Annotated in this window: 16 protein-coding genes and 1 pseudogene; 8 read left to right on the forward strand and 9 right to left on the reverse strand. The window is 65.3% G+C overall.

Annotated elements, in window-relative coordinates:
* Positions 1-247: 247 nt before the first annotated feature.
* On the reverse strand, positions 248-1,012 hold the full coding sequence (locus ASF25_RS14155) for an SDR family oxidoreductase (RefSeq protein ID WP_056305317.1): 765 nt from the start codon (positions 1,010-1,012) through the stop codon (positions 248-250).
* A gap of 109 nt (positions 1,013-1,121) precedes the next feature.
* On the opposite strand from ASF25_RS14155, the gene ASF25_RS14160 reads away from it, so the two are divergent.
* Entirely contained in the window at positions 1,122-1,568 is a 447-nt protein-coding gene (locus ASF25_RS14160; RefSeq protein WP_082502728.1) for a helix-turn-helix domain-containing protein, read from the forward strand.
* Positions 1,569-1,702: 134 nt separating this feature from the next.
* Here ASF25_RS14160 and ASF25_RS14165 read toward each other — a convergent pair whose 3' ends face one another.
* From ASF25_RS14165 to ASF25_RS14175, 3 genes are all read right to left on the reverse strand, one after another.
* Entirely contained in the window at positions 1,703-2,317 is a 615-nt protein-coding gene (locus ASF25_RS14165) for a hypothetical protein (RefSeq protein WP_056305319.1), read from the reverse strand.
* Positions 2,318-2,378: 61 nt separating this feature from the next.
* On the reverse strand, positions 2,379-3,473 hold the full coding sequence (bla, locus tag ASF25_RS14170; RefSeq protein WP_244473019.1) for a class A beta-lactamase: 1,095 nt from the start codon (positions 3,471-3,473) through the stop codon (positions 2,379-2,381).
* Positions 3,470-3,868: a RidA family protein gene (locus ASF25_RS14175; RefSeq protein ID WP_056305321.1), complete on the reverse strand. Its 399-nt coding sequence runs from the start codon at positions 3,866-3,868 to the stop codon at positions 3,470-3,472. Before ASF25_RS14175 ends, bla begins: the two co-directional genes overlap by 4 nt.
* Positions 3,869-4,007: 139 nt before the next feature.
* On the opposite strand from ASF25_RS14175, the gene ASF25_RS14180 reads away from it, so the two are divergent.
* On the forward strand, positions 4,008-4,658 hold the full coding sequence (locus tag ASF25_RS14180) for a TetR/AcrR family transcriptional regulator (protein ID WP_244473020.1): 651 nt from the start codon (positions 4,008-4,010) through the stop codon (positions 4,656-4,658).
* Positions 4,659-4,709: 51 nt separating this feature from the next.
* Here the strand turns inward: ASF25_RS14180 and ASF25_RS14185 are convergent, their stop codons facing one another.
* On the reverse strand, positions 4,710-5,729 hold the full coding sequence (locus ASF25_RS14185) for a LysR family transcriptional regulator (protein WP_348271330.1): 1,020 nt from the start codon (positions 5,727-5,729) through the stop codon (positions 4,710-4,712).
* Between the two features lie 13 nt (positions 5,730-5,742).
* Here ASF25_RS14185 and ASF25_RS14190 point away from each other — a divergent pair, with 13 nt between their 5' ends.
* Complete coding sequence (locus tag ASF25_RS14190) at positions 5,743-6,468, forward strand: SDR family oxidoreductase (RefSeq protein ID WP_056305327.1); 726 nt, start codon at positions 5,743-5,745, stop codon at positions 6,466-6,468.
* A gap of 223 nt (positions 6,469-6,691) precedes the next feature.
* Here the strand turns inward: ASF25_RS14190 and ASF25_RS14195 are convergent, their stop codons facing one another.
* The 3 genes from ASF25_RS14195 to ASF25_RS14205 form a co-directional block, all read right to left on the reverse strand.
* The gene (locus ASF25_RS14195; protein WP_056305328.1) at positions 6,692-8,098 is read right to left on the reverse strand and encodes an amidase; all 1,407 of its coding nucleotides are present in this window, start codon (positions 8,096-8,098) and stop codon (positions 6,692-6,694) included.
* Positions 8,099-8,200: 102 nt separating this feature from the next.
* Positions 8,201-8,884, reverse strand: a complete 684-nt coding sequence (locus ASF25_RS14200; protein ID WP_056305330.1) for a type 1 glutamine amidotransferase domain-containing protein — start codon at positions 8,882-8,884, stop codon at positions 8,201-8,203.
* A gap of 177 nt (positions 8,885-9,061) precedes the next feature.
* Complete coding sequence (locus ASF25_RS14205) at positions 9,062-9,664, reverse strand: TetR/AcrR family transcriptional regulator (protein ID WP_056305332.1); 603 nt, start codon at positions 9,662-9,664, stop codon at positions 9,062-9,064.
* Positions 9,665-9,975: 311 nt separating this feature from the next.
* On the opposite strand from ASF25_RS14205, the pseudogene ASF25_RS22020 reads away from it, so the two are divergent.
* Positions 9,976-10,618: pseudogene (locus ASF25_RS22020) on the forward strand (tyrosine-type recombinase/integrase).
* Positions 10,619-10,932: 314 nt separating this feature from the next.
* Here the strand turns inward: ASF25_RS22020 and ASF25_RS14220 are convergent.
* The gene (locus tag ASF25_RS14220; protein WP_056305338.1) at positions 10,933-13,095 is read right to left on the reverse strand and encodes a molybdopterin oxidoreductase family protein; all 2,163 of its coding nucleotides are present in this window, start codon (positions 13,093-13,095) and stop codon (positions 10,933-10,935) included.
* A 314-nt stretch (positions 13,096-13,409) separates the two neighbouring features.
* Here ASF25_RS14220 and ASF25_RS14225 point away from each other — a divergent pair, with 314 nt between their 5' ends.
* The 4 genes from ASF25_RS14225 (at position 13,410) to ASF25_RS14240 (ending at position 17,236) form a co-directional block, all read left to right on the forward strand.
* Positions 13,410-14,390 (forward strand): LysR family transcriptional regulator, encoded by a 981-nt coding sequence (locus ASF25_RS14225; protein ID WP_348271331.1) that lies wholly within the window; start codon positions 13,410-13,412, stop codon positions 14,388-14,390.
* A 135-nt stretch (positions 14,391-14,525) separates the two neighbouring features.
* A complete protein-coding gene (locus ASF25_RS14230; protein ID WP_056305342.1) occupies positions 14,526-15,482 on the forward strand; it encodes an alpha/beta hydrolase in 957 nt (318 codons plus the stop codon).
* An 86-nt stretch (positions 15,483-15,568) separates the two neighbouring features.
* Positions 15,569-16,186 (forward strand): pyridoxamine 5'-phosphate oxidase family protein, encoded by a 618-nt coding sequence (locus tag ASF25_RS14235; RefSeq protein WP_056305344.1) that lies wholly within the window; start codon positions 15,569-15,571, stop codon positions 16,184-16,186.
* Between the two features lie 30 nt (positions 16,187-16,216).
* Entirely contained in the window at positions 16,217-17,236 is a 1,020-nt protein-coding gene (locus ASF25_RS14240; RefSeq protein ID WP_082502730.1) for an SLAC1 anion channel family protein, read from the forward strand.
* Positions 17,237-17,480 lie beyond the last annotated feature (244 nt).

The following is a 17,480-nucleotide window of genomic DNA, read 5'->3' on the forward strand; positions in this document are numbered from 1 at the left end:
AGGCTCCAGATCAGCCCATTGCGCGTCGCTCAGCATCGTCCCTCCTCCATCAGAGAGACGAAAACGCAAGCCCAGCCAATCTGTTCAGGCGACGACAGGCCCTAAGGGTGGTTTGACGCCAGTCCGCTTCCGGGCGTTCGATAGGTTGTAGCGGACGTCCCTCCGTATTCAGTTTGCCTACGGCCACAAATCTATCCCGTGGGGTATTGGCGTAAGGCCGCGAGTAGCGGAGGTCCAGCCGCAGAGGCTATTTGGGGACCTGCCCCCGGGCGAGATCGTTCAAGGCCGTCAAAGCCTCCTCGAACCGCCCCTCCGCCTCCGCATGACGCAGGAAGCCGACCCGCTCCACGAGGATCTCCGGCGGCGTCGGTAGCCGAGCAAACAGCCTCATGACTTCCGCCCTGAACGCATCCAGCGGCATGTAGCCGTCACGCGTCGACTGGCCGGGCGTGAGTTCAGTCTGCACCGCTGGCGGCACGAGCTCGATGACCTCGACCCGTCCCCTGAGGGCCTCCCGAAGGCTGACGGTGTAGGAGTGGATCGCCGCCTTCGTCGCACAGTACGTCGGCGTCGCCACCAGGGGTACAAAGGCGAGGCCGGACGAGACGTTGACGATCGCCGCGTCCGACTTGGTCGAAAGATGGTCGATCAGCGCATTCGTCAGGCGGATCGGACCGAGGAGATTGGTCGCGATGGTCGCCTCTGCGTCAGAAAGGTCCCGGGCGCGCGCCACGTCCTCGGCCACCATGATCCCTGCATTGTTGACGAGGACGTTGATGTCCGGGTGCTCGGCGACCACCCGCTTTGCGAACGCCGCGACCGCATCCTTGTTTCCGACATCGAGCACATAGCCGAGGATGCCCGCGTTCGCCGACGTAACCGCGTCGAGGCGCTCGCGGCTCCGTCCGGCGATGATTACCCTGTTGCCTTGAGCATTGAAACGCTCGGCCAGTTCGCGTCCGATGCCGGACGCGCCCCCGGTGATGAGAATAGTGTTTCCGGTAGTCTTCATGGGAATGCCCTCGCGTCGAATCGTCGTTGCCTCCGGAAGATGTCCTTACTACTCTCCTTGCGACAGAAGGCACCCAAAAGATTTATACTCACCAGAAGGAGAGTGTCGGATGACGACGGCCGTGCCCAAAGTTGATCCGGCGACGATCGCTTCGACCCACGGTTCCGAGCCAATTGGAGGGGATACGGATCCCCGGGTCGAGGCGCTCGTTCACGACCTGATCGGTCGTGTTGCGGACAAATGGACGATGCTGGTCCTCGAACTTCTCGAAGAGAAGGGCACCCTGCGCTTCACCCAGATCGCACGGCTGATCGGAAGCATCAGCCAGAAGATGCTGACGCAGACGTTACGGCAGATGGAGCGGGATGGTTTGGTGATCCGCACCGTCCATCCCGTCGTCCCCCCAAAGGTCGAGTACCGGCTCACCGATCTCGGACGGAGCCTCGGCTCCGCGTTCTGCGGCGTCTGGATCTGGGCCGAGAAGAGCCTCGACGCGGTCGAGGGCGCACGGCGAGCCTTCGCGAAAGCTTCGGCGGGCGAACCGGCGGCATGCTGACTGACGCTGCGGGTATCCCCAGATCCGTGATGCCCGGTTGCGTAACGCGACCCGGCATACCGACTTGATCGACTTTCGCTGCCAAGAGCTGCATGACGACGTGGCCCGACCACGATCCCCGAACGCGACTTCCTTCAGGCCGGCGGGCGCTGATCGATCAAGACCAACCGCCCCACGATCGTTCGGGGTGCAAGGATGGCCCCCGGGGCGACGACCGCGTTCGCGCCGATCCGCGTGCCGTCACCCACCAAAGCCCCGAACTTCGTGGTTCCGGTCTCGATCGCCCTGCCGCCGTGCTGAATCACGATCGATTTCTCGTCGCGTTCGTTGCGGTGGTTGGCGATGATTGCGCCCGCCTCCAGGTTGACGTGCTCCCCAAGGAGGCTGTCGCCGACGAAGTTGAAATGCGCCAGTTTCGATCCCCGGAATACGATCGTGGTCTTCAATTCCGAGCCAGGTCCTACGATGCAATCCTCGTCGACCCAGCATCCGCCCCGAATCAAGCTTCCCTGGGCGACGAGGCAGCGCGGTCCAACGATGACGGGGGCTTTCAAGGACGCGCCATCCTCCACAGTCGCCGTTCGATGGACCGCGATGCCGTCCTCGATGCGGAAGTCCGAGCCCAGACCGTCCAGCAACCCGTGAACGATCTCCCGAAGCCGTTCCACCAAGCCCCACGCCTCACGGCTCGCGAACGATGCGAACGGCGAGCCTTCGAACCGTGCGACGTGCGCTTCCAGGATACCCATTCGCCTCGTCTCCAAATTGTATCAGGAGGCCGGCGGGAGTGACCTGCCGGTTTGAACTCCCCTATTCGCGAGGCGCGCGGACGGCCTCGGCGATCATTCGTCCGATCTCGGCATAAGCCGCATCCACGTCCGTTACGGGCGCCGTGCTACCGGTGAGGTAGACCGCGGCGAGGATCGGCGCCTGCCCAGGGGGGCGCAGGATCGCCACGTCGTTGTAGGTGCCGTTGTCGCCGCTGCCGGTCTTGTCGCCGACCTTCCAGTCCGGCGGAATGCCGGCACGCAGCCGCTTGGACCCGGTCCGGCCGGCGGCCAACCATCCGTCCAGACGGGTACGCGTGGCTGGCGACAGGGCGGTGCCGACCAGGATCTGCTCCAGCGTCGTGCGCATCGCGTCCGGCGTCGTCGTATCGCGCGGATCGTCCGGAATGGCGGTGTTCAAATCCGGCTCGGTCCGGTCGAGCCGGGTCGTTGGATCGCCGATGCCGCGCAGCCAGCCCGTCAGCGCCGACGGCCCGCCCAAAACGTTCAGCATGAGGTTGGCAGCGGTGTTGTCGCTCCATTCCACGGCCGCCGCGCAGGCATCGGCAACCGAGATCCGGCCCATGCCTCCTGCCGCCTCAAGCGCTTTACGGGTGACGGGAGCGTACTTGAGGAGGTCTCCCTCACCATAGGGTAGCGCCCGATCCAGGCTCTCCGTGCCGGCGTCGACCCTTGCCATCAGGGCCGCCGCCGCCAGTACCTTGAAGGTGCTGCACATCGGAAAGCGTTCGTCGGCGCGATGACCCAGCAATGGCGGCGCGTTCGACTTCCCCACAGAAACGCCGAGACGACCCCCGACGCGGCGCTCGATCTCGCGCAAGGTGTTCGTTGCGTTCGCACCAGCGTTTTCGAATCCCAGGACGAAAGGTGCCGCCAGGCTCGCGAACAGAAGTTTCCTGCGGGAAAGGCCATGGATCGAAGGCTTCATCGTTCCTCCCATGCTCGCGGCGAGACCGCGCTCGCGTCCTGCGAGGAGATGTCCGGGCGCCACCGGGCCGGACTTGTCGCGCCGACCGACAGGCGGGTCGATGGCGTGGACGTTCACGCTTCGATCATCCACGGTCGAACGGCGCGCGCCGTTGGGCGGCTGGTCGATGCCACCGAGCCGCCGGCTCACCCAACGGACGGGATGCGCGCGATCACCTTGATCTCGAAGTTGAAGCCGGCCAGCCAAGTCACGCCGACGGCGGTCCAGTTCGGATACGGCGCCGCGCCGATGACGTCCTGACGGATGGCGGACACCGTCTCGAACTGGTTGGCCGGGTCGGTGTGGAAGGTGGTGACATCGACGACGTCTTCGAACGTGCATCCGGCGGCCTTCAGGACGGCGTCCAGGTTGTCGAAGGCCCGCCGCACCTGTTGGGCGAAGTCCGGCTCGGGCGACCCGTCCTCGCGGCTGCCGACTTGGCCAGAGACGAAGAGAAGGTCGCCCGAACGGATCGCCGCCGAGTAGCGGTTGATCTCGTAGAGTGCCTGCCGCCCGTCCGGGAAGACCGCGTCTCGTTTCGTCATCTCGCAACTCCTCGGTTCGCCGAACGTCCCTTCGTGCCTTAACCACGAACGGTGATATACGCTGCGTATGTCACATGTAACTTGCATACGCCTCGTATGTCAATTCACATACGTTGGGTATGCGTAAGGGAGTCGGGCGGTGGCGACGGGACGGCGTGCAAGGACGATGGAGGAGACGCGGGCCAAGCTGGTGCAGGCCGCCCGCAAGGCGTTCGCGACCAAGGGTTACGCCGCCGCGTCGATGGACGACCTCACGGCCGAGGTCGGCCTGACGCGCGGGGCGCTCTATCACAACTTCGGCGACAAGAAGGGACTGCTCCACGCGGTGATCGACCAGATCGACGCGGAGATGGCGGACCGGCTCCGCACCGTCGGTGAACGGGCTGGATCGGCATGGGCAGGGCTACTCGACGAGTATGCCGCCTACATCGAGATGGCCCTGGAGCCGGAGATCCAACGCATCATGCTCCTGGACGGACCGGCCGTCCTCGGCGACCCCTCGCAGTGGCCGAGCCAGAACGCCTGCCTCCACGAGACGACGCGTCGTATCCAGTCCCTCCTCGACGGGGGAACCATCCGTCCCGTCGACGCGGCGGCGGCGGCGCGGCTGCTCAACGGCGCATCGCTGAGCGCTGCGCTCTGGATCGCCGCGGCGGAGGAGCCGCAGATCAACCTTACGAAGGTCGTCGATGCCTTCAAGCTGATCGCCGCCGGTTTGCTTCGAGCCGAGCCGGCTGAAGGGGATATCAGCCCGACGAGGCCGACTAATCGTCGCCGAAAGCAACCGTGAAGAATGAGTCTCCGCTGCCATCGTCACAAGTGAAGACCGTGGGCGATCCGGTCAGGGAACGATGGTCGAACGCGCGGTCTCGTTCTTGACGAGGTTCACGAAGGCACGCAGTGGTGCAGGCATGAATCTGTTCGAGAAATAAAGCTGCGGCCCCTCGAACTCGGGCCACCAGTCCGACAGGACCGGCCGGAGCGCACCCGTGCTCAGGAACGGTTGCAGCCAATTCTCGAACGTTACGATGATGCCGCGGCCCCGGCAGGCCAGATCAATGGCCGCTGCGGCCGCGTCGACGCCGATGATGAGGCGACCCGGCGGATCGACGGTCATCGCGACGCCGTCCTTCTCGAACGCCCAGGCGACGAGCGTCCCGCTGGAGAAGCGCAGCCTGATGCAGTCGTGCAGCAGGAGGTCGTTCGGGTGGCGTGGCGTGTCGCGGGCTTCGAGGTAAGCCGGGGCGGCGGCGGCCGCGACCCTCTGGGACGGTGGTCCGATCGGCACCGCGATCATGTCCTGCGCCAGGTGCTCGCCATAGCGGATCCCGGCATCGCAACCCACGGCCGCGATATCGACGAGCCGGTCCTCTACGACGAGTTCGACCCTGACCTCGGGGTTGGCGAGAAGGAATCGGTCAAGCAACGGCGGCAGGATATCGACCATCACCGCGCCGGTCACGTTGAGGCGTAGGAGACCCCGCACCCTGCTTTGGGAACTCGCCGCATCCTGAAGAGCGGCCCGCGCCTCGGTCAGGACCGGCAGGAGGCGATCCGCCAGCACGCGTCCGACCTCGGTCGGTACCACGCTGCGCGTCGTCCGGATCAGGAGAGGGGCCCCAAGGCGGGTCTCCAGCGAGACGATCCTCTCGCTCACCGTCGAGGGCGACAGACCCAGCCTCTTGGCCGCAGCACGGAACCCTCCCGTCTCGCAAACCGCAAGGAAGACGGAGAGACCGTCGAGGTTCGCGCCATCGTCATTGTTCGCCATTCCGATCAGTCCGTCCGGTTCCGGTTGGATTATCAGGCATGGCAGGACGGCGCTACGAGGAAAGCCGCGGCGCGTATGCGCTCGTTTCATCGGAGCAACCCCCATGACCGGAAAGACCGTTCTCATCACCGGTGCCAACAGGAGCATCGGCTACGAGACCGCTCGCCAACTCGGGCGATCGGAATACCGCGTCTGGCTCGGAAGCCGCGACGCGGCGCGCGGCAGGCAGGCCGCTGAGCGGTTGCGGGAGGAAGGGTATGACGTGCGAAGCCTGCCGCTCGACGTCACGTGCGACGACAGCGTGAGGAATGCGGTTTTCGCGATCGAAAAGGAACATGGCGTTCTCGACGTGCTGATCAACAACGCCGGTGTCCTTGGGGACCCACCGGTGAAACCGAGCGAGCAACGGATCGACGACATCCGTGCGGTCTATGAGACGAACGTGTTCGGCCCGATCCGGGTGACCCAGGCTTTCCTGTCGCTGTTGAAGGCCTCGGAGGACGCCAGCGTGATCATGGTCAGCAGCGGCCTAGGCTCGTTGGGATGGCTGTCCGATCCGGCGAACCCGTTCCACGGGATCAACGTGCTCGGCTACAACAGCTCGAAGACCGCCCTCAACGCCGGGACCGTGTCGTTCGCGAAGGAGTTCGCCCCGCTGGGCATCCGGGTCAACGCGGCCGACCCGGGATACACCGCGACCGATTTCAACGGTCATACCGGCTACCGGACGGTCGAGCAGGCTGCGGCCGGGATCGTCTGGCTCGCCGAGACCGACAAGGCCGGTCCGACAGGCTGCTTCTTCTTCGAACAGGAGGTCGTGCCCTGGTAGCGGTCACGATGCACCCGCTCGACGCTTCAGGTACGGTCTCGACGGACCGGATTTCGACGCGCGGGGCTCGACGTGACGCATCCCTCCGTCGACGCAGCGTTCGGCGACCGCGATGAAGCTGGCTTCGTCGCTCAGGCGGCCAGGGAACGCTACTTTTCTATGACGTTGCGGCGGGTGGCGATCGATATTGCCACCCGCTTAGAGATCGCCGACAGTTTTCCGGTCAGAGGCTCGGGTGAAGTCCGCGTACCGGGCTCACGCTCTCCAGCACCGAGGCGGCATGCAGGATCGTGGTCTCCGCCTGCCAGCTGCCCACCAACTGCACGTTGATGGGCAAGCCCTCGCGGCTCGTCCCAAAGCGTATCGACAGGCCCGGCAGGCCGGTCACGTTCAGCGGAACGGTCGCGCCCTGAAGATAGGTCAGGTCGACGGTCTCACCGTTGACGACGAGTTCGCTGATGCCGTGTTTGTGCGCCGGGACGGGCAGCACCGGGGTCAAGAGGACGTCGTGGTCCCGGAAGTAGGCGGCATAGCCATCCCGGAGCCGCTCCGCCGCCTGCTCCGCCGCGATGTAATCCTCCATCGACGTGTCGGGTAGTGACAGCATGGTCTTGGCCATCTTGTACATCTGGTCCTCGTGCCCGGCGGTCGCTTTCCGGAAGGCCGGCTTCATCTCCATGACGTGGAGCTTGTTGAACACGTCGAGGGCGAAGTCGCGCTCCAGTGCCGGGATGCGCACCGCCTCCACGTGATGCCCCTCGCCCTTGAGCGCCTCCGCCGCCGCCCGGACGGTCGCCGCGACCTCGGTGTCGATGGGACCGAAGCCCGGCCCGACCATCCAGCCGATGCGGAGCTTTCGCTCCGGCGCGCCGCCGATGCCGGCGTCCGAGCCGGCCGCGCTCGTGGCGAATGCGTCCAGGCCATCGGGCCCGGCGAGTTGCGAGAAGGCGAGGGCGAGATCGCGGATCGAGCGCGCCATCGGACCCACATGCCAGAAGCGGCGGGGGGCCCGCGGCCAGATGCCGGTCATCGGCACGCGTCCGTGGGTGGCCTTCAGCGAGACGATGCCGGTCTGGGCGGCCGGGCCGCGCACCGAGATGGCGAGGTCGGTGCCGAGGCCTAGGGGCGACATGCCCGCCGCGATGGCTGCCGACTCGCCGCCGCTCGACCCACCCGGAGTGCGCTCAAGGTTCCATGGGTTGTTCGAGCGGCCGGAGAGCAGGTTGTCGCTCTCGATCCAATAGGAGAACTCGGGAAGGTTGGTCTTGGCGAGCAGGATGCCGCCGGCCTTCTTCATGCGAGCCACGCTGGTCGCGTCGGCGTCGGGTGTGCGACCCTTGAAGATAGGCGAACCGCGCTGTGTCATCACGCCAGCGGTGTCGATGGAATCCTTCACGGTGAATGGCACGCCGTGCAGGAGCCCGAGTTCCCTGCCCGCCATGACGGCCGCCTCGGCTTCCTTCGCCGCTGCCAACGCGCCTTCAGCGACCGTGACGATGGCGTTGACCTTGGGGTCGACCGCCGCGATGCGGTCGAGGTGCGCCTGCACGACCTCGACCGGCGAGACCTGCCGGGTACGGATTAATTCGGCGAGCCGGGTCGCGTCCGAGAAAATGATGTCGGTGGTCATGGGCTGGGATCCTTCGAGGTCGCCGATGCGGGCGGATCGCCCTGGCTCGGCCGTGCGACGAGCATGGGTGGCGGGCGGGCGCCCCCGGGGGCGCCCGCGTCCTCAGCGGTTCGCGGGGTGGGCGACGAGACGCTCGGCGGCGGGTCCGGAGGAGGCCGGGTTCTGGCCGGTGATGAGCAGGCCGTCCGTCACGACGAAGGGTCCCCAGTCGGCTCCCTTGGCGTAGAGGCCGCCGTTCCGCTTGAGCTCGTCCTCGACCAGGAACGGAACCACCTGGGTGAGGCCAACGGCCTCCTCTTCGGTGTTCGTGAAGCCGGTGACGTTCCGGCCTTCGACGAGGGACTTCCCGCCGGCCGCCTTGGCATGGCGCAGGACGCCGGGGGCGTGACAGACCAGGGCGAGGGGCTTGCCGGCGGCGAGCGTCGTCTCGATCAGCCTGATCGAGGCCGGGTCCTCGGCGAGGTCCCAGAGGGGCCCGTGACCGCCGGGATAGAACACGGCATCGAAGCCCTCGTGGCCAACGGCATCGAGCCGGCCCGTCTCGGCCAGCACCGCCATGGCCGCCGCGTCGGTTTCGAAGCGACGCGTCGTGTCGGTCTGGAAGCTCGGCTCGGCGCTCTTCGGATCGAGCGGCGGGCGGCCGCCCTCGGGTGACACCAGGACCACCTCCGCACCGGCATCCTTGAACACGTAGTAGGGGGCCGCGAGCTCTTCCAGCCAGAAGCCGGTCTTCCGGCCGGTGTCGCCGAGGCGGTCGTGCGAGGTCAGCACCATCAGGATCTTCATCGTCGTTCTCCGGGTCGTTTGCTGGGGTTGAGAAGAAATCTTCGCGTATCGGGCAGTTCGCTGGGTCCGCGGGGCCCCGTCCCGGGGAAGGTGGTCGACTCTAACCTAAATAGACCGGTCGTCTTGTATATTGGCGTGACGAAGAGATTGTTCAGGGCAAAGTTGGAACGCGATGTATCAGGGTGACCCGAGGCCGAGGATGCGCCGGGTCGTCCCTATGGCGGCCTCGAACGGTGCGTCGGTCCGGACGATCTTGGCCATCAGGCTCGCACCGAGCCAGACATGGTACAGGTCCTCGGCGGTCGTATGCGGCTCACTCTTGATCGTGAGCGAGTCCTCCGCCACGCCCGCCGCGATGGACCGCGACAGCCGTTCAATGATCGCGGTGGTGCCGCCCTTGAGGGCGAGGCGCATCGGTTCGGACAGGTCCGAGACCTCCGCCGCAAGCTTCACCGCGAGGCACTTGCGCTGGTAGTCGATACTGCCCTGCGTGGCCTGCCATTTGCGCCAGTAGTTCATCAGGCGCTCGGCATGCCTCAGTCCCGGCTCCGCAAGCGTCTTGTCGAGGTCGGCGAGATAGGTTTCGAAGTAGTCCGCCAGGAGGGCCTCGCCGAAAGCCTCCTTGGAGCCGAAGTAGTGGTAGAACGACCCCTTCGGCACGCCGGCCGACGTCAGGATCTCGTTGAGCCCAACCCCGGAGAACCCCTTCGCGCCGACGAGGCCGTAGGCGGTGTCGAGGATCCCCTGGCGGGTGTCGGTATGTGCGGTGACGCGTGCCATGACGTTGAGATAGATTTAATTAGACCGGTCGTCTAGGGGCGGATTGCGTTTTTTTCCTCGGAGGGATCACGGGGATACGCCAGGCATATTCGCGGCCTGCAGACGTCACCGCGGCACGTGTCATCGCTGGTGTCCGTTTTAAAGAAGCGTGCGCGTCGCCGGCTTCGACCAAATCGGGTCGGACGCAGCAGGGCTGTATATTAAGCTTGGCAGCTGCGTGGCACACATCCCGAATGTCCAATTGGTGATGCGCAGGCTACGTTCGCAGCACCCCTTCTCTCTGCCGGCAACGGCCGGTTGGGAGATGAGAGATGGGACATTCAGAGCACGACCCCGCCTTCGAGACCCGCCGACCATGGAACGCAGGACGGAAGCTCGGCGCCAAACGCGCGCTCAAACCACAACAGGTTTGGGCCATCCGTTTCTGGCTCGACGGAGAGCGGCGTGTACGCGACCGGGCCATGTTCGACCTCGCTATCGACAGCGAGTTGCGCGGTTGTGGCATCGTCAAATTGAAGATCGGTGAGCTCGTCAGCGGCGGGCACGTACGGGCGCGCGTCATTGTCCTTCAGCGAAAGACTGGGTCACTCGTGCAATTCGAACTGCTCGAACCAGCACGTACCAGCACGTACCAGCATTCTGACTTGGCTGAGGTGCCGAGGGGCCGGGCTTGACGATTACGCCTTTCCCAGCCGGATCGACCACGAGGCGCACATAAGCACCCGGCAGTACGCCCGCCTGGTAGATGAATGGGTGACGGGCATAGGACTACGGTGCGAGGACTACGGCACACATTCTCTACGCCGAACAAAGGCGGCATTGATCTACAAGCGAACCGGCAACTTATGGGCTGTGCAGATTCTGCTCGGTCATACGAAGATCGAGAGCACGGTACGCTACCTCGGCGTGGACGTTGAAGACGCGCTCGCTCTGGCAGAAGCGACCGAAATCTGAAAGCCGGCCTCCTCGGCGGCAACGTTGAGGGGCCATTCAGACTTTACAACCGCAGCGCGTCCAATGTCGTCGAACTGGCATTTGACTGTCTTGGATATAGACGTTCTTGAACTGACCCAGCCTTTCTGCATCGGGTGGATTTTTGCCGGTCTGCTTTCGGGCGTGATGGTGGGAGAAGCGGACACCTAGGTGTGCTTTCCACGAACACCCAGGGGCTCTCACAATTCGTTCTCAGGGCAGGCTGACCAAAGAACCATTGATTAGGAACAAGCGTCCCGTAGGACGCCCGTTTGTTGCTCAGCCAATCGGTGACTTCAGTTCGCCCGGGCAACCTCGACGAGGTTGTCCGAGAACGACGGGGCGTGGCCCATGTCGGTGAAGGCCCCCGACGAGATACTGTTGACCGTGCCCTCGTTGAGCTGACGCCAGTAGCCGAGCGTCGCGACCACGATGCCGGCCTTCACGTCCTCGGTGATGCGGGCCACCCCCTTGAAGGCCCCCCGGTCGTTGGCAACCTGAACCTTGTCGCCGTCCCTGATACCGCGGGTGTCGGCGTCGGCTTGGTTGATCATCACGAACTGCTCTCCTTGGCCCTTCTGCTTGTCCTCCATGTTGGCGTAGCAGGAGTTCAGGAAGTAGTGGCTCTTCGGCGAGACGATGTTGAGCGGGAAGCGCTTGGCCAGCTCAGGATCGTTGGTGTGGGATTCCCGCGGGCCGAGATAGTCGGGCAGCGGATCGAGCGCCTCGCCGGGCTGGAAGCCTTCGTACATCTGCCGGAACGGCGGCGCGACGAAGTTCGTGGCGCCCTCGACCATGAACATGCACTTGCCGGTCGGTGTCGGGAAATTGCCCTCCCGATGCGGAGCCCGGTCGTCGGGCGTGCCGACTTTCAAGCGGGCAAAGCCATGCTCACGCATGTACTGGAGGTCGATGCCCTCGCAGGCCGGGGCGTTCCAGTCGACGTAGTGCTCCAGGCACTCCGTGTCGGTCCACTTGAAGTTCTCTTCCTCGAAGCCGAGCCGGGCGGCGAGCTGGCGGAAGATCTCGTTGTTCGGGATCGCCTCGCCGGGCGCCTCCGCGCACTTGGTGTTGTAGGTGAGATAAAGGTGGCCCCACGACAGGATCATGTCCTCCATCTCCGCGCCCATCGTGGCGGGAAGCACGATGTCGGCGTAGGATGCCGTGTCGGAGATGAAGTGCTCGGCAGAGACCATGAACAGGTCCTCGCGCATCAACCCGGCGACGATCTTGTCGGTCTCGGGCGCCTGCGTGACCGGGTTCGAGTTCCAGCACATCATCGACATGATCGGCGGGTCGAGCTTCAGCTCGCCGGTCAGCGCCCGCCCGATCTGCAGGTTGCTGATGACGCGGGTCCCCTCCGGGATCAGGTCGGGTCGGCACATCACGTCGAACTTGTAAGGATGCTCCCAGACCCCGAACTGCGTGACGCCGCCGCCGACATGGCGCCAGGCGCCGGTCAGCGCCGGGATGGACGACACCGCCCGGATGGTCTGTCCGCCGCCATAGTGCCGCTCCAGCGCCACGCCCATGCGGATGCCCACCGGCTGCTCGGTCGCCATCTCGCGGGCGAGCTTGCGGATGTCCGCGACCGGGACGCCGGTGATCTCGGCGGCCCATTCCGGCGTGCGGGTGCTCGCCCGCTCCTTTAGCTCCTCGAAGCCGACCGTGTAGTTGTCGACGTAGTCCTGGTCGACGAGGCCTTGTTCGATGATCGAGTTGATCAGCGCCATGGCGAGCGCGCCGTCCGTGCCGGGCTTCGGCGCGATGTGCCAGTCGGCCGCCTTGGCGGTGCGCGAGGCGTAGGTGTCGATGACGACGACCTTGGCGCCTTGTCTCTGGGCGTCCTTCACGATGGCCCAGTGGTGCAGGTTCGTGCTGACCGAGTTGCAGGCCCAGATCACGATGTACTTCGAGTGGATGTAGCTGTCCGGATCGAGGCCCGCCGTTGGGCCGACGGTGAGCAGCCAGGCCGTGCAGGAGCCCTCGCCGCAAAAGGTGCGCTCGGTCACGGTGGCGCCCATGCGGTTGAAGAACGCGTCGCCGCCGTTCAGCCCGTGCACGAGGCCCTGGTTGCCGAGGTAGCTGTAGGGCGCGATCGCCTCGGGGCCATACTGGTCGATGATCGCCTTCCAGCGCGTGACGATGGTGTCCAGCGCCTCGTCCCAGGTGATGCGCTCGAACTGCTTGGAGCCTTTCGGCCCGACCCGCTTCATCGGGTAGAGTAGCCGATCGGGATGGTAATGGCGCTTCTCGTAATCCTTCAGCTTCACGCAGAGGCCGCCGCGGGTCATCGGATGATCCGGGTTGCCGCGGACGCCGAGCAGCTCCCCGTCCTTGACCTCGAAGATCATTGAGCAGGTGTCCGGGCAGTCGTGCGGGCAGCCGCCGAAGAAAGTCTCGGTGATGCTCTCGGCCTCGGCGACGAGCAGGGAATCGGGCTTGACGATCTCGTTCATGTTTCCTCCACGGCCGAGCGTCTCGCTTTATTGTTCTAGCGAGCCGGCCCGGCCAGCAGGAAGGATGCACTTAAGTGCGAACAATTCCAAGTTTCGGTCTCACATAGGCGCGAAGCCGGCGTGGGTTCGTGGGGCTAACATATTTGCAGCGCCGTCACGGACGACAGGGAACGCTCCGCGGATGGCAACGCTCAAAGGAATTCGAACCGACGTCCGCTTCGTGGTGGCCGGGAATCGTCTTGAAGCGGCGAGGTTGAGTCGGGTGCGGAACGTCGGCTTACGGGTAGGCGGCCAGCTTTCGCTGTTGGGGCCGAGTGGAAGCCATTCGTGGCGCCTTCGAAAATAGTGCCGTTGTCGTATTTTTATACCTTAGCGTTCGGTTTACAGATGGGGACATGGACCGACTCGACGCCATGTCCGTGCTGCTCGCCGTCATTGAGGAGGGCAGCCTGTCCGGCGGCGCGCGCAGGCTGCGCCTTCCCCTTACCACGGTGAGTCGCAAGGTCTCCGATCTCGAACGCCACCTGGGAACTTGCCTCCTGAACCGGACGAGCCGCCGGATCGATCTGACGCCAAGCGGACAAGCCTACGTCACGGCTTGCAAACGCATTCTCGAACAGGTGCAGGAGGCCGAGCGGGCGGCTGCGGGCGAGTACACGACACCGCGCGGTGAACTCTTCGTCACCGCCCCAATCGTCTTCGGCCGTCGGCACGTCGTTCCGGTGGCCGCGGAGTTCCTGACCGCGCATCCCGAGATCAACGTTCGGCTGCTCCTCATCGATCGCCAGATGAATCTCGTCGACGATCACGTGGACATCGCTCTGCGGATCGGCCCTCTGGCCGACAGCGCACTCCTGGCCACGCGCCTCGGCTCGGTCCGCCGTGTCGTTTGCGCGAGCCCGGCCTACCTCGCGCGCCGTGGCGTGCCGAGCGCGCCCGAGGAACTGAGCACCTACGAAGCCGTGACGTTCCAGGGCTTTCCCGCCGCCCCGGAATGGCGCTTCCAGCAGGGCGCCAAGACGATCACCGTTCCGGTCCGCGCCCGGTTGACCGTCAATACCGCGGAAGCCGCCGTCGACGCGGCGCTGGCCGGTCTCGGCGTCACCCGCGTGCTTTCGTATCAGGTCGCCTCGGAGATCCGATCAGGCGCGCTCAAGCTCATCCTGGAAAGCTACGAGCCCGAGCCGTTGCCGGTCAGCTTCGTCCATCCGGAACAGGGGCTCATGCCGCTCAAGGTGCGGGCCTTCCTCGATTGGAGCGTTCCGAAGCTTCGAGCCCGCATGGCTGCCCTCTGACGACTGTCGCAGCCTTCCATTTTTCGGAAGTGAAACTCCCGAACGCATAGGCTTATACCAAAATGCGGATGAGCCTAAATTTCTCCTCGCAAGCCGGAACGCGTCACGCACCGGCCCTCTTCGAGGAGAATAACGATGACCGATCTGATCGTCCCGGCCCTTCTGTCGGCATCCGCCCTCGCCATACAGGTCGCGGCGTGGAGGAGATTGGCCCACCCGGCCATCCCCGTGATCCATCATCGCACGGTTACGATCGACGGCGTCGACGTCTTTTACCGGGAAGCCGGTTCGGCCGATGCGCCGGTCGTCATCCTGCTCCACGGCTTTCCGACCTCGTCGCACATGTTCCGCAACCTGATCCCGCTCCTTGCCGACCGTTATCGCGTCATTGCGCCGGACTATCCGGGTTTCGGCGAGAGCGACGCTCCGGACCACAAGACCTTCGCCTACACCTTCGCGCATTTTGCCGACATCGTGGACGAACTGCTCGGCCGCCTTGGGGCGACGCGCTATGCCCTCTACGTGATGGATTACGGGGCGCCCGTCGGCTATCGCCTCGCCCTGAAACATCCGGAGCGCGTCACTGCCCTCGTGGTTCAGAACGGCAACGCCTACGAGGAGGGGTTGCTGGCGTTCTGGGACCCGATCAAGGCCTACTGGGCCGACGATTCCAAAGCGAACCGCGAGGCCCTGTCGGTCCTCGTCGCTCCGGGCACGACGAGGTTCCAGTATGTCGACGGCGTCGCCGACGTCTCGCGCATCGATCCCGATAACTGGCGCCACGATCAGGCGCTTCTCGATCGTCCCGGCAACAAGGATATCCAGCTCGACCTGTTCCGCGATTACGGCACGAACGTTCCGCTCTATCCCGCATTCCAGGCGTTCTTCCGTGCGCATCAGCCGCCGACGCTGATCGTCTGGGGCCGGAACGACACGATCTTCCCGGCCGAGGGTGCGCATCCCTACCTTCGCGACCTGCCGGACGCCGAAATGCACCTGCTCGACACGGGACACTTCGCACTCGAAGACAAGCTAGACGTCATCGCGCCGCTGATGCGCGACTTCCTTGACCGCAGCCTGTCGTCCCACTGAACCACCCATGGCCAGAGCGGCTGCCGACCGGGCCTGAACGGGCTCGGCCACGGCGCCGATTTGGCCCACGTCGCAGGAGGTCCGCGATGAGACACCGCTTCTTCGATCTCGCCTTCACTCCATCCGTCCAGGCGGAGCAGGCCCGCATGGGCTCGCGCGAGGCCTATGCTGATGCCGGCGCCGCGATGGTGCCGGACGATTCGCTCACCGCACGCGAGGGCGCTTTCATCGCCGCGCGCGACAGCTTCTATCTCGCCAGCGTCTCCGAGACCGGCTGGCCCTACGTCCAGCACCGCGGCGGGCCGATCGGATTCGTGATGCGCATCGACGACCGGACGCTGGGCTGGGCCGAGTTCGCGGGCAATCGCCAGTACGTCTCGGTGGGCAATGCCGCCACGAACGACCGGGTGGCGATGATCTTCATGGATTACCCGAACCGGCGGCGTCTCAAGGTGCTCGGCCGCCTGCGCCTCGTCGACGGCAGCGAGCGCCCGGACCTCGCCGCTCGCTTGTCCGCGCCCGGCTACCGGGCGCGGGTGGAACGCTTCGCCCTCGTGACGGTCGAGGCGTTCGACTGGAACTGCCCGCAACACATCACCCCGCGCTTCAGCGAAGCGGAAATCGCGACGGCCGTTGCTCCGCTCCATGTGAGGATCGCGGACCTCGAAGCGCAGATCGCGAGAACGCCCGCCGCTGCCGATTGATCGTCGACCTCCCCAGTCCGGAGCCATCCCATGTCCAATGCTTCCTCGAAGCCGACGCCGATCGGTCTGCCGACGATCCCACGCATAGGCTGGCGGCGGTTCGATTACCTGCCGGTCGGCCTCTTCGCCTCGGTGATGGGGCTGACCGGTCTCAGCTTCGCCTGGCGCCTCGCGGAAGCCCGCTACGGCGCACCGGCCGTGCTGGCCGATGCCATCGGCTGGGCGGCGGTGGCGGCCTTCGTCGCCATGACCCTCGGCTACGCGGTGAAGCTCGTCACCGCGCCGGACGCGGTCCTGGCCGAGTTCCGGCATCCGATCGCCGGCAATCTGTTCGGGACCCTGCTGATCAGCCTGCTTCTTTTGCCGATCGTGCTCGCACCCATCCATCTCCGTCTCGCTCAAGGGATGTGGATCCTGGGCGCTGTCGGCATGCTGGTCTTCGCATGGGCGATCGTGACCCGCTGGCTGAGCGAACGCCAGGTCGCCGCCCATGCGACACCGGCCTGGATCGTCCCGGCGGTCGGCCTTCTCGACCTGCCGCTGGCCCTGCCCTCGCTCGGCTTGCCGCATACACACGGTGTCATGGTGCTCGGCCTCTCGGTCGGCCTTTTCTTCGCGGTTCCGCTGTTCACCATGATCGTGTCACGGCTTCTGTTCGATGCCCCGCTGCCGTCCGCCCTGCAGCCGACTCTGCTCATCCTCGTGGCGCCGTTCGCGGTCGGCTTCTCGACCTATGTGACGACGACGGGTACGGTCGATCTGTTCGCGGAGGCGCTCTACGCGCTCATGCTGTTCATGCTAGCGGTCCTTATGCCGCGCCTCAGACATCTGCCGCGCTCCTGTCCGTTCCGCGTGTCCTGGTGGGCGGTCAGCTTCCCGCTCGCAGCTTCTGCCACTACGGCCCTGAGATTCGCGGCAGCCGAGCCCGGACTGGCGACGGACGCCGTCGCCGTGATGCTGCTAGCAGGCTCGTCGATCGTCATCCTGGGGCTCCTCGCGCGCACTCTGCTCGGCCTAGCAAAAGGCGAGTTGCGCACGCTCAGCTCGTGAATGGACCGCCACTGCCTTCAGAGATCATGGACGATCCGCTACAACAGAACGTCAGCGAGTCGAACGACCGCTTTCAGGCTCCTCACGAATCCTCTGCAATGGCGAAGTTGGGTCGGGGGCGGAACGTCCGCTTCAGGGCGAAGGGTCATGGCCTGCCCCCATTCAGTGGCCCAGGTTTGAAGTTAGTGCATCGTCGGTCGTGTGACGATGGCAGGGCGAGCGGACGGCACTGATCCGCTCGGTT

Source organism: Methylobacterium sp. Leaf100, from assembly GCF_001422845.1.
Taxonomy (GTDB): Bacteria; Pseudomonadota; Alphaproteobacteria; order Rhizobiales; family Beijerinckiaceae; genus Methylobacterium.

Coding starts and splice junctions, on each gene's coding strand:
- ASF25_RS14155 (WP_056305317.1), bottom strand. CDS start 1,012: ATGAAGACTACCGGAAACACTATTCTCATCACCGGGGGCGCGTCCGGC.
- ASF25_RS14160 (WP_082502728.1), top strand. CDS start 1,122: ATGACGACGGCCGTGCCCAAAGTTGATCCGGCGACGATCGCTTCGACC.
- ASF25_RS14165 (WP_056305319.1), bottom strand. CDS start 2,317: ATGGGTATCCTGGAAGCGCACGTCGCACGGTTCGAAGGCTCGCCGTTC.
- ASF25_RS14175 (WP_056305321.1), bottom strand. CDS start 3,868: ATGACGAAACGAGACGCGGTCTTCCCGGACGGGCGGCAGGCACTCTAC.
- ASF25_RS14185 (WP_348271330.1), bottom strand. CDS start 5,729: ATGAAACGAGCGCATACGCGCCGCGGCTTTCCTCGTAGCGCCGTCCTG.
- ASF25_RS14190 (WP_056305327.1), top strand. CDS start 5,743: ATGACCGGAAAGACCGTTCTCATCACCGGTGCCAACAGGAGCATCGGC.
- ASF25_RS14195 (WP_056305328.1), bottom strand. CDS start 8,098: ATGACCACCGACATCATTTTCTCGGACGCGACCCGGCTCGCCGAATTA.
- ASF25_RS14200 (WP_056305330.1), bottom strand. CDS start 8,884: ATGAAGATCCTGATGGTGCTGACCTCGCACGACCGCCTCGGCGACACC.
- ASF25_RS14205 (WP_056305332.1), bottom strand. CDS start 9,664: ATGGCACGCGTCACCGCACATACCGACACCCGCCAGGGGATCCTCGAC.
- ASF25_RS14220 (WP_056305338.1), bottom strand. CDS start 13,095: ATGAACGAGATCGTCAAGCCCGATTCCCTGCTCGTCGCCGAGGCCGAG.
- ASF25_RS14230 (WP_056305342.1), top strand. CDS start 14,526: ATGACCGATCTGATCGTCCCGGCCCTTCTGTCGGCATCCGCCCTCGCC.
- ASF25_RS14235 (WP_056305344.1), top strand. CDS start 15,569: ATGAGACACCGCTTCTTCGATCTCGCCTTCACTCCATCCGTCCAGGCG.
- ASF25_RS14240 (WP_082502730.1), top strand. CDS start 16,217: ATGTCCAATGCTTCCTCGAAGCCGACGCCGATCGGTCTGCCGACGATC.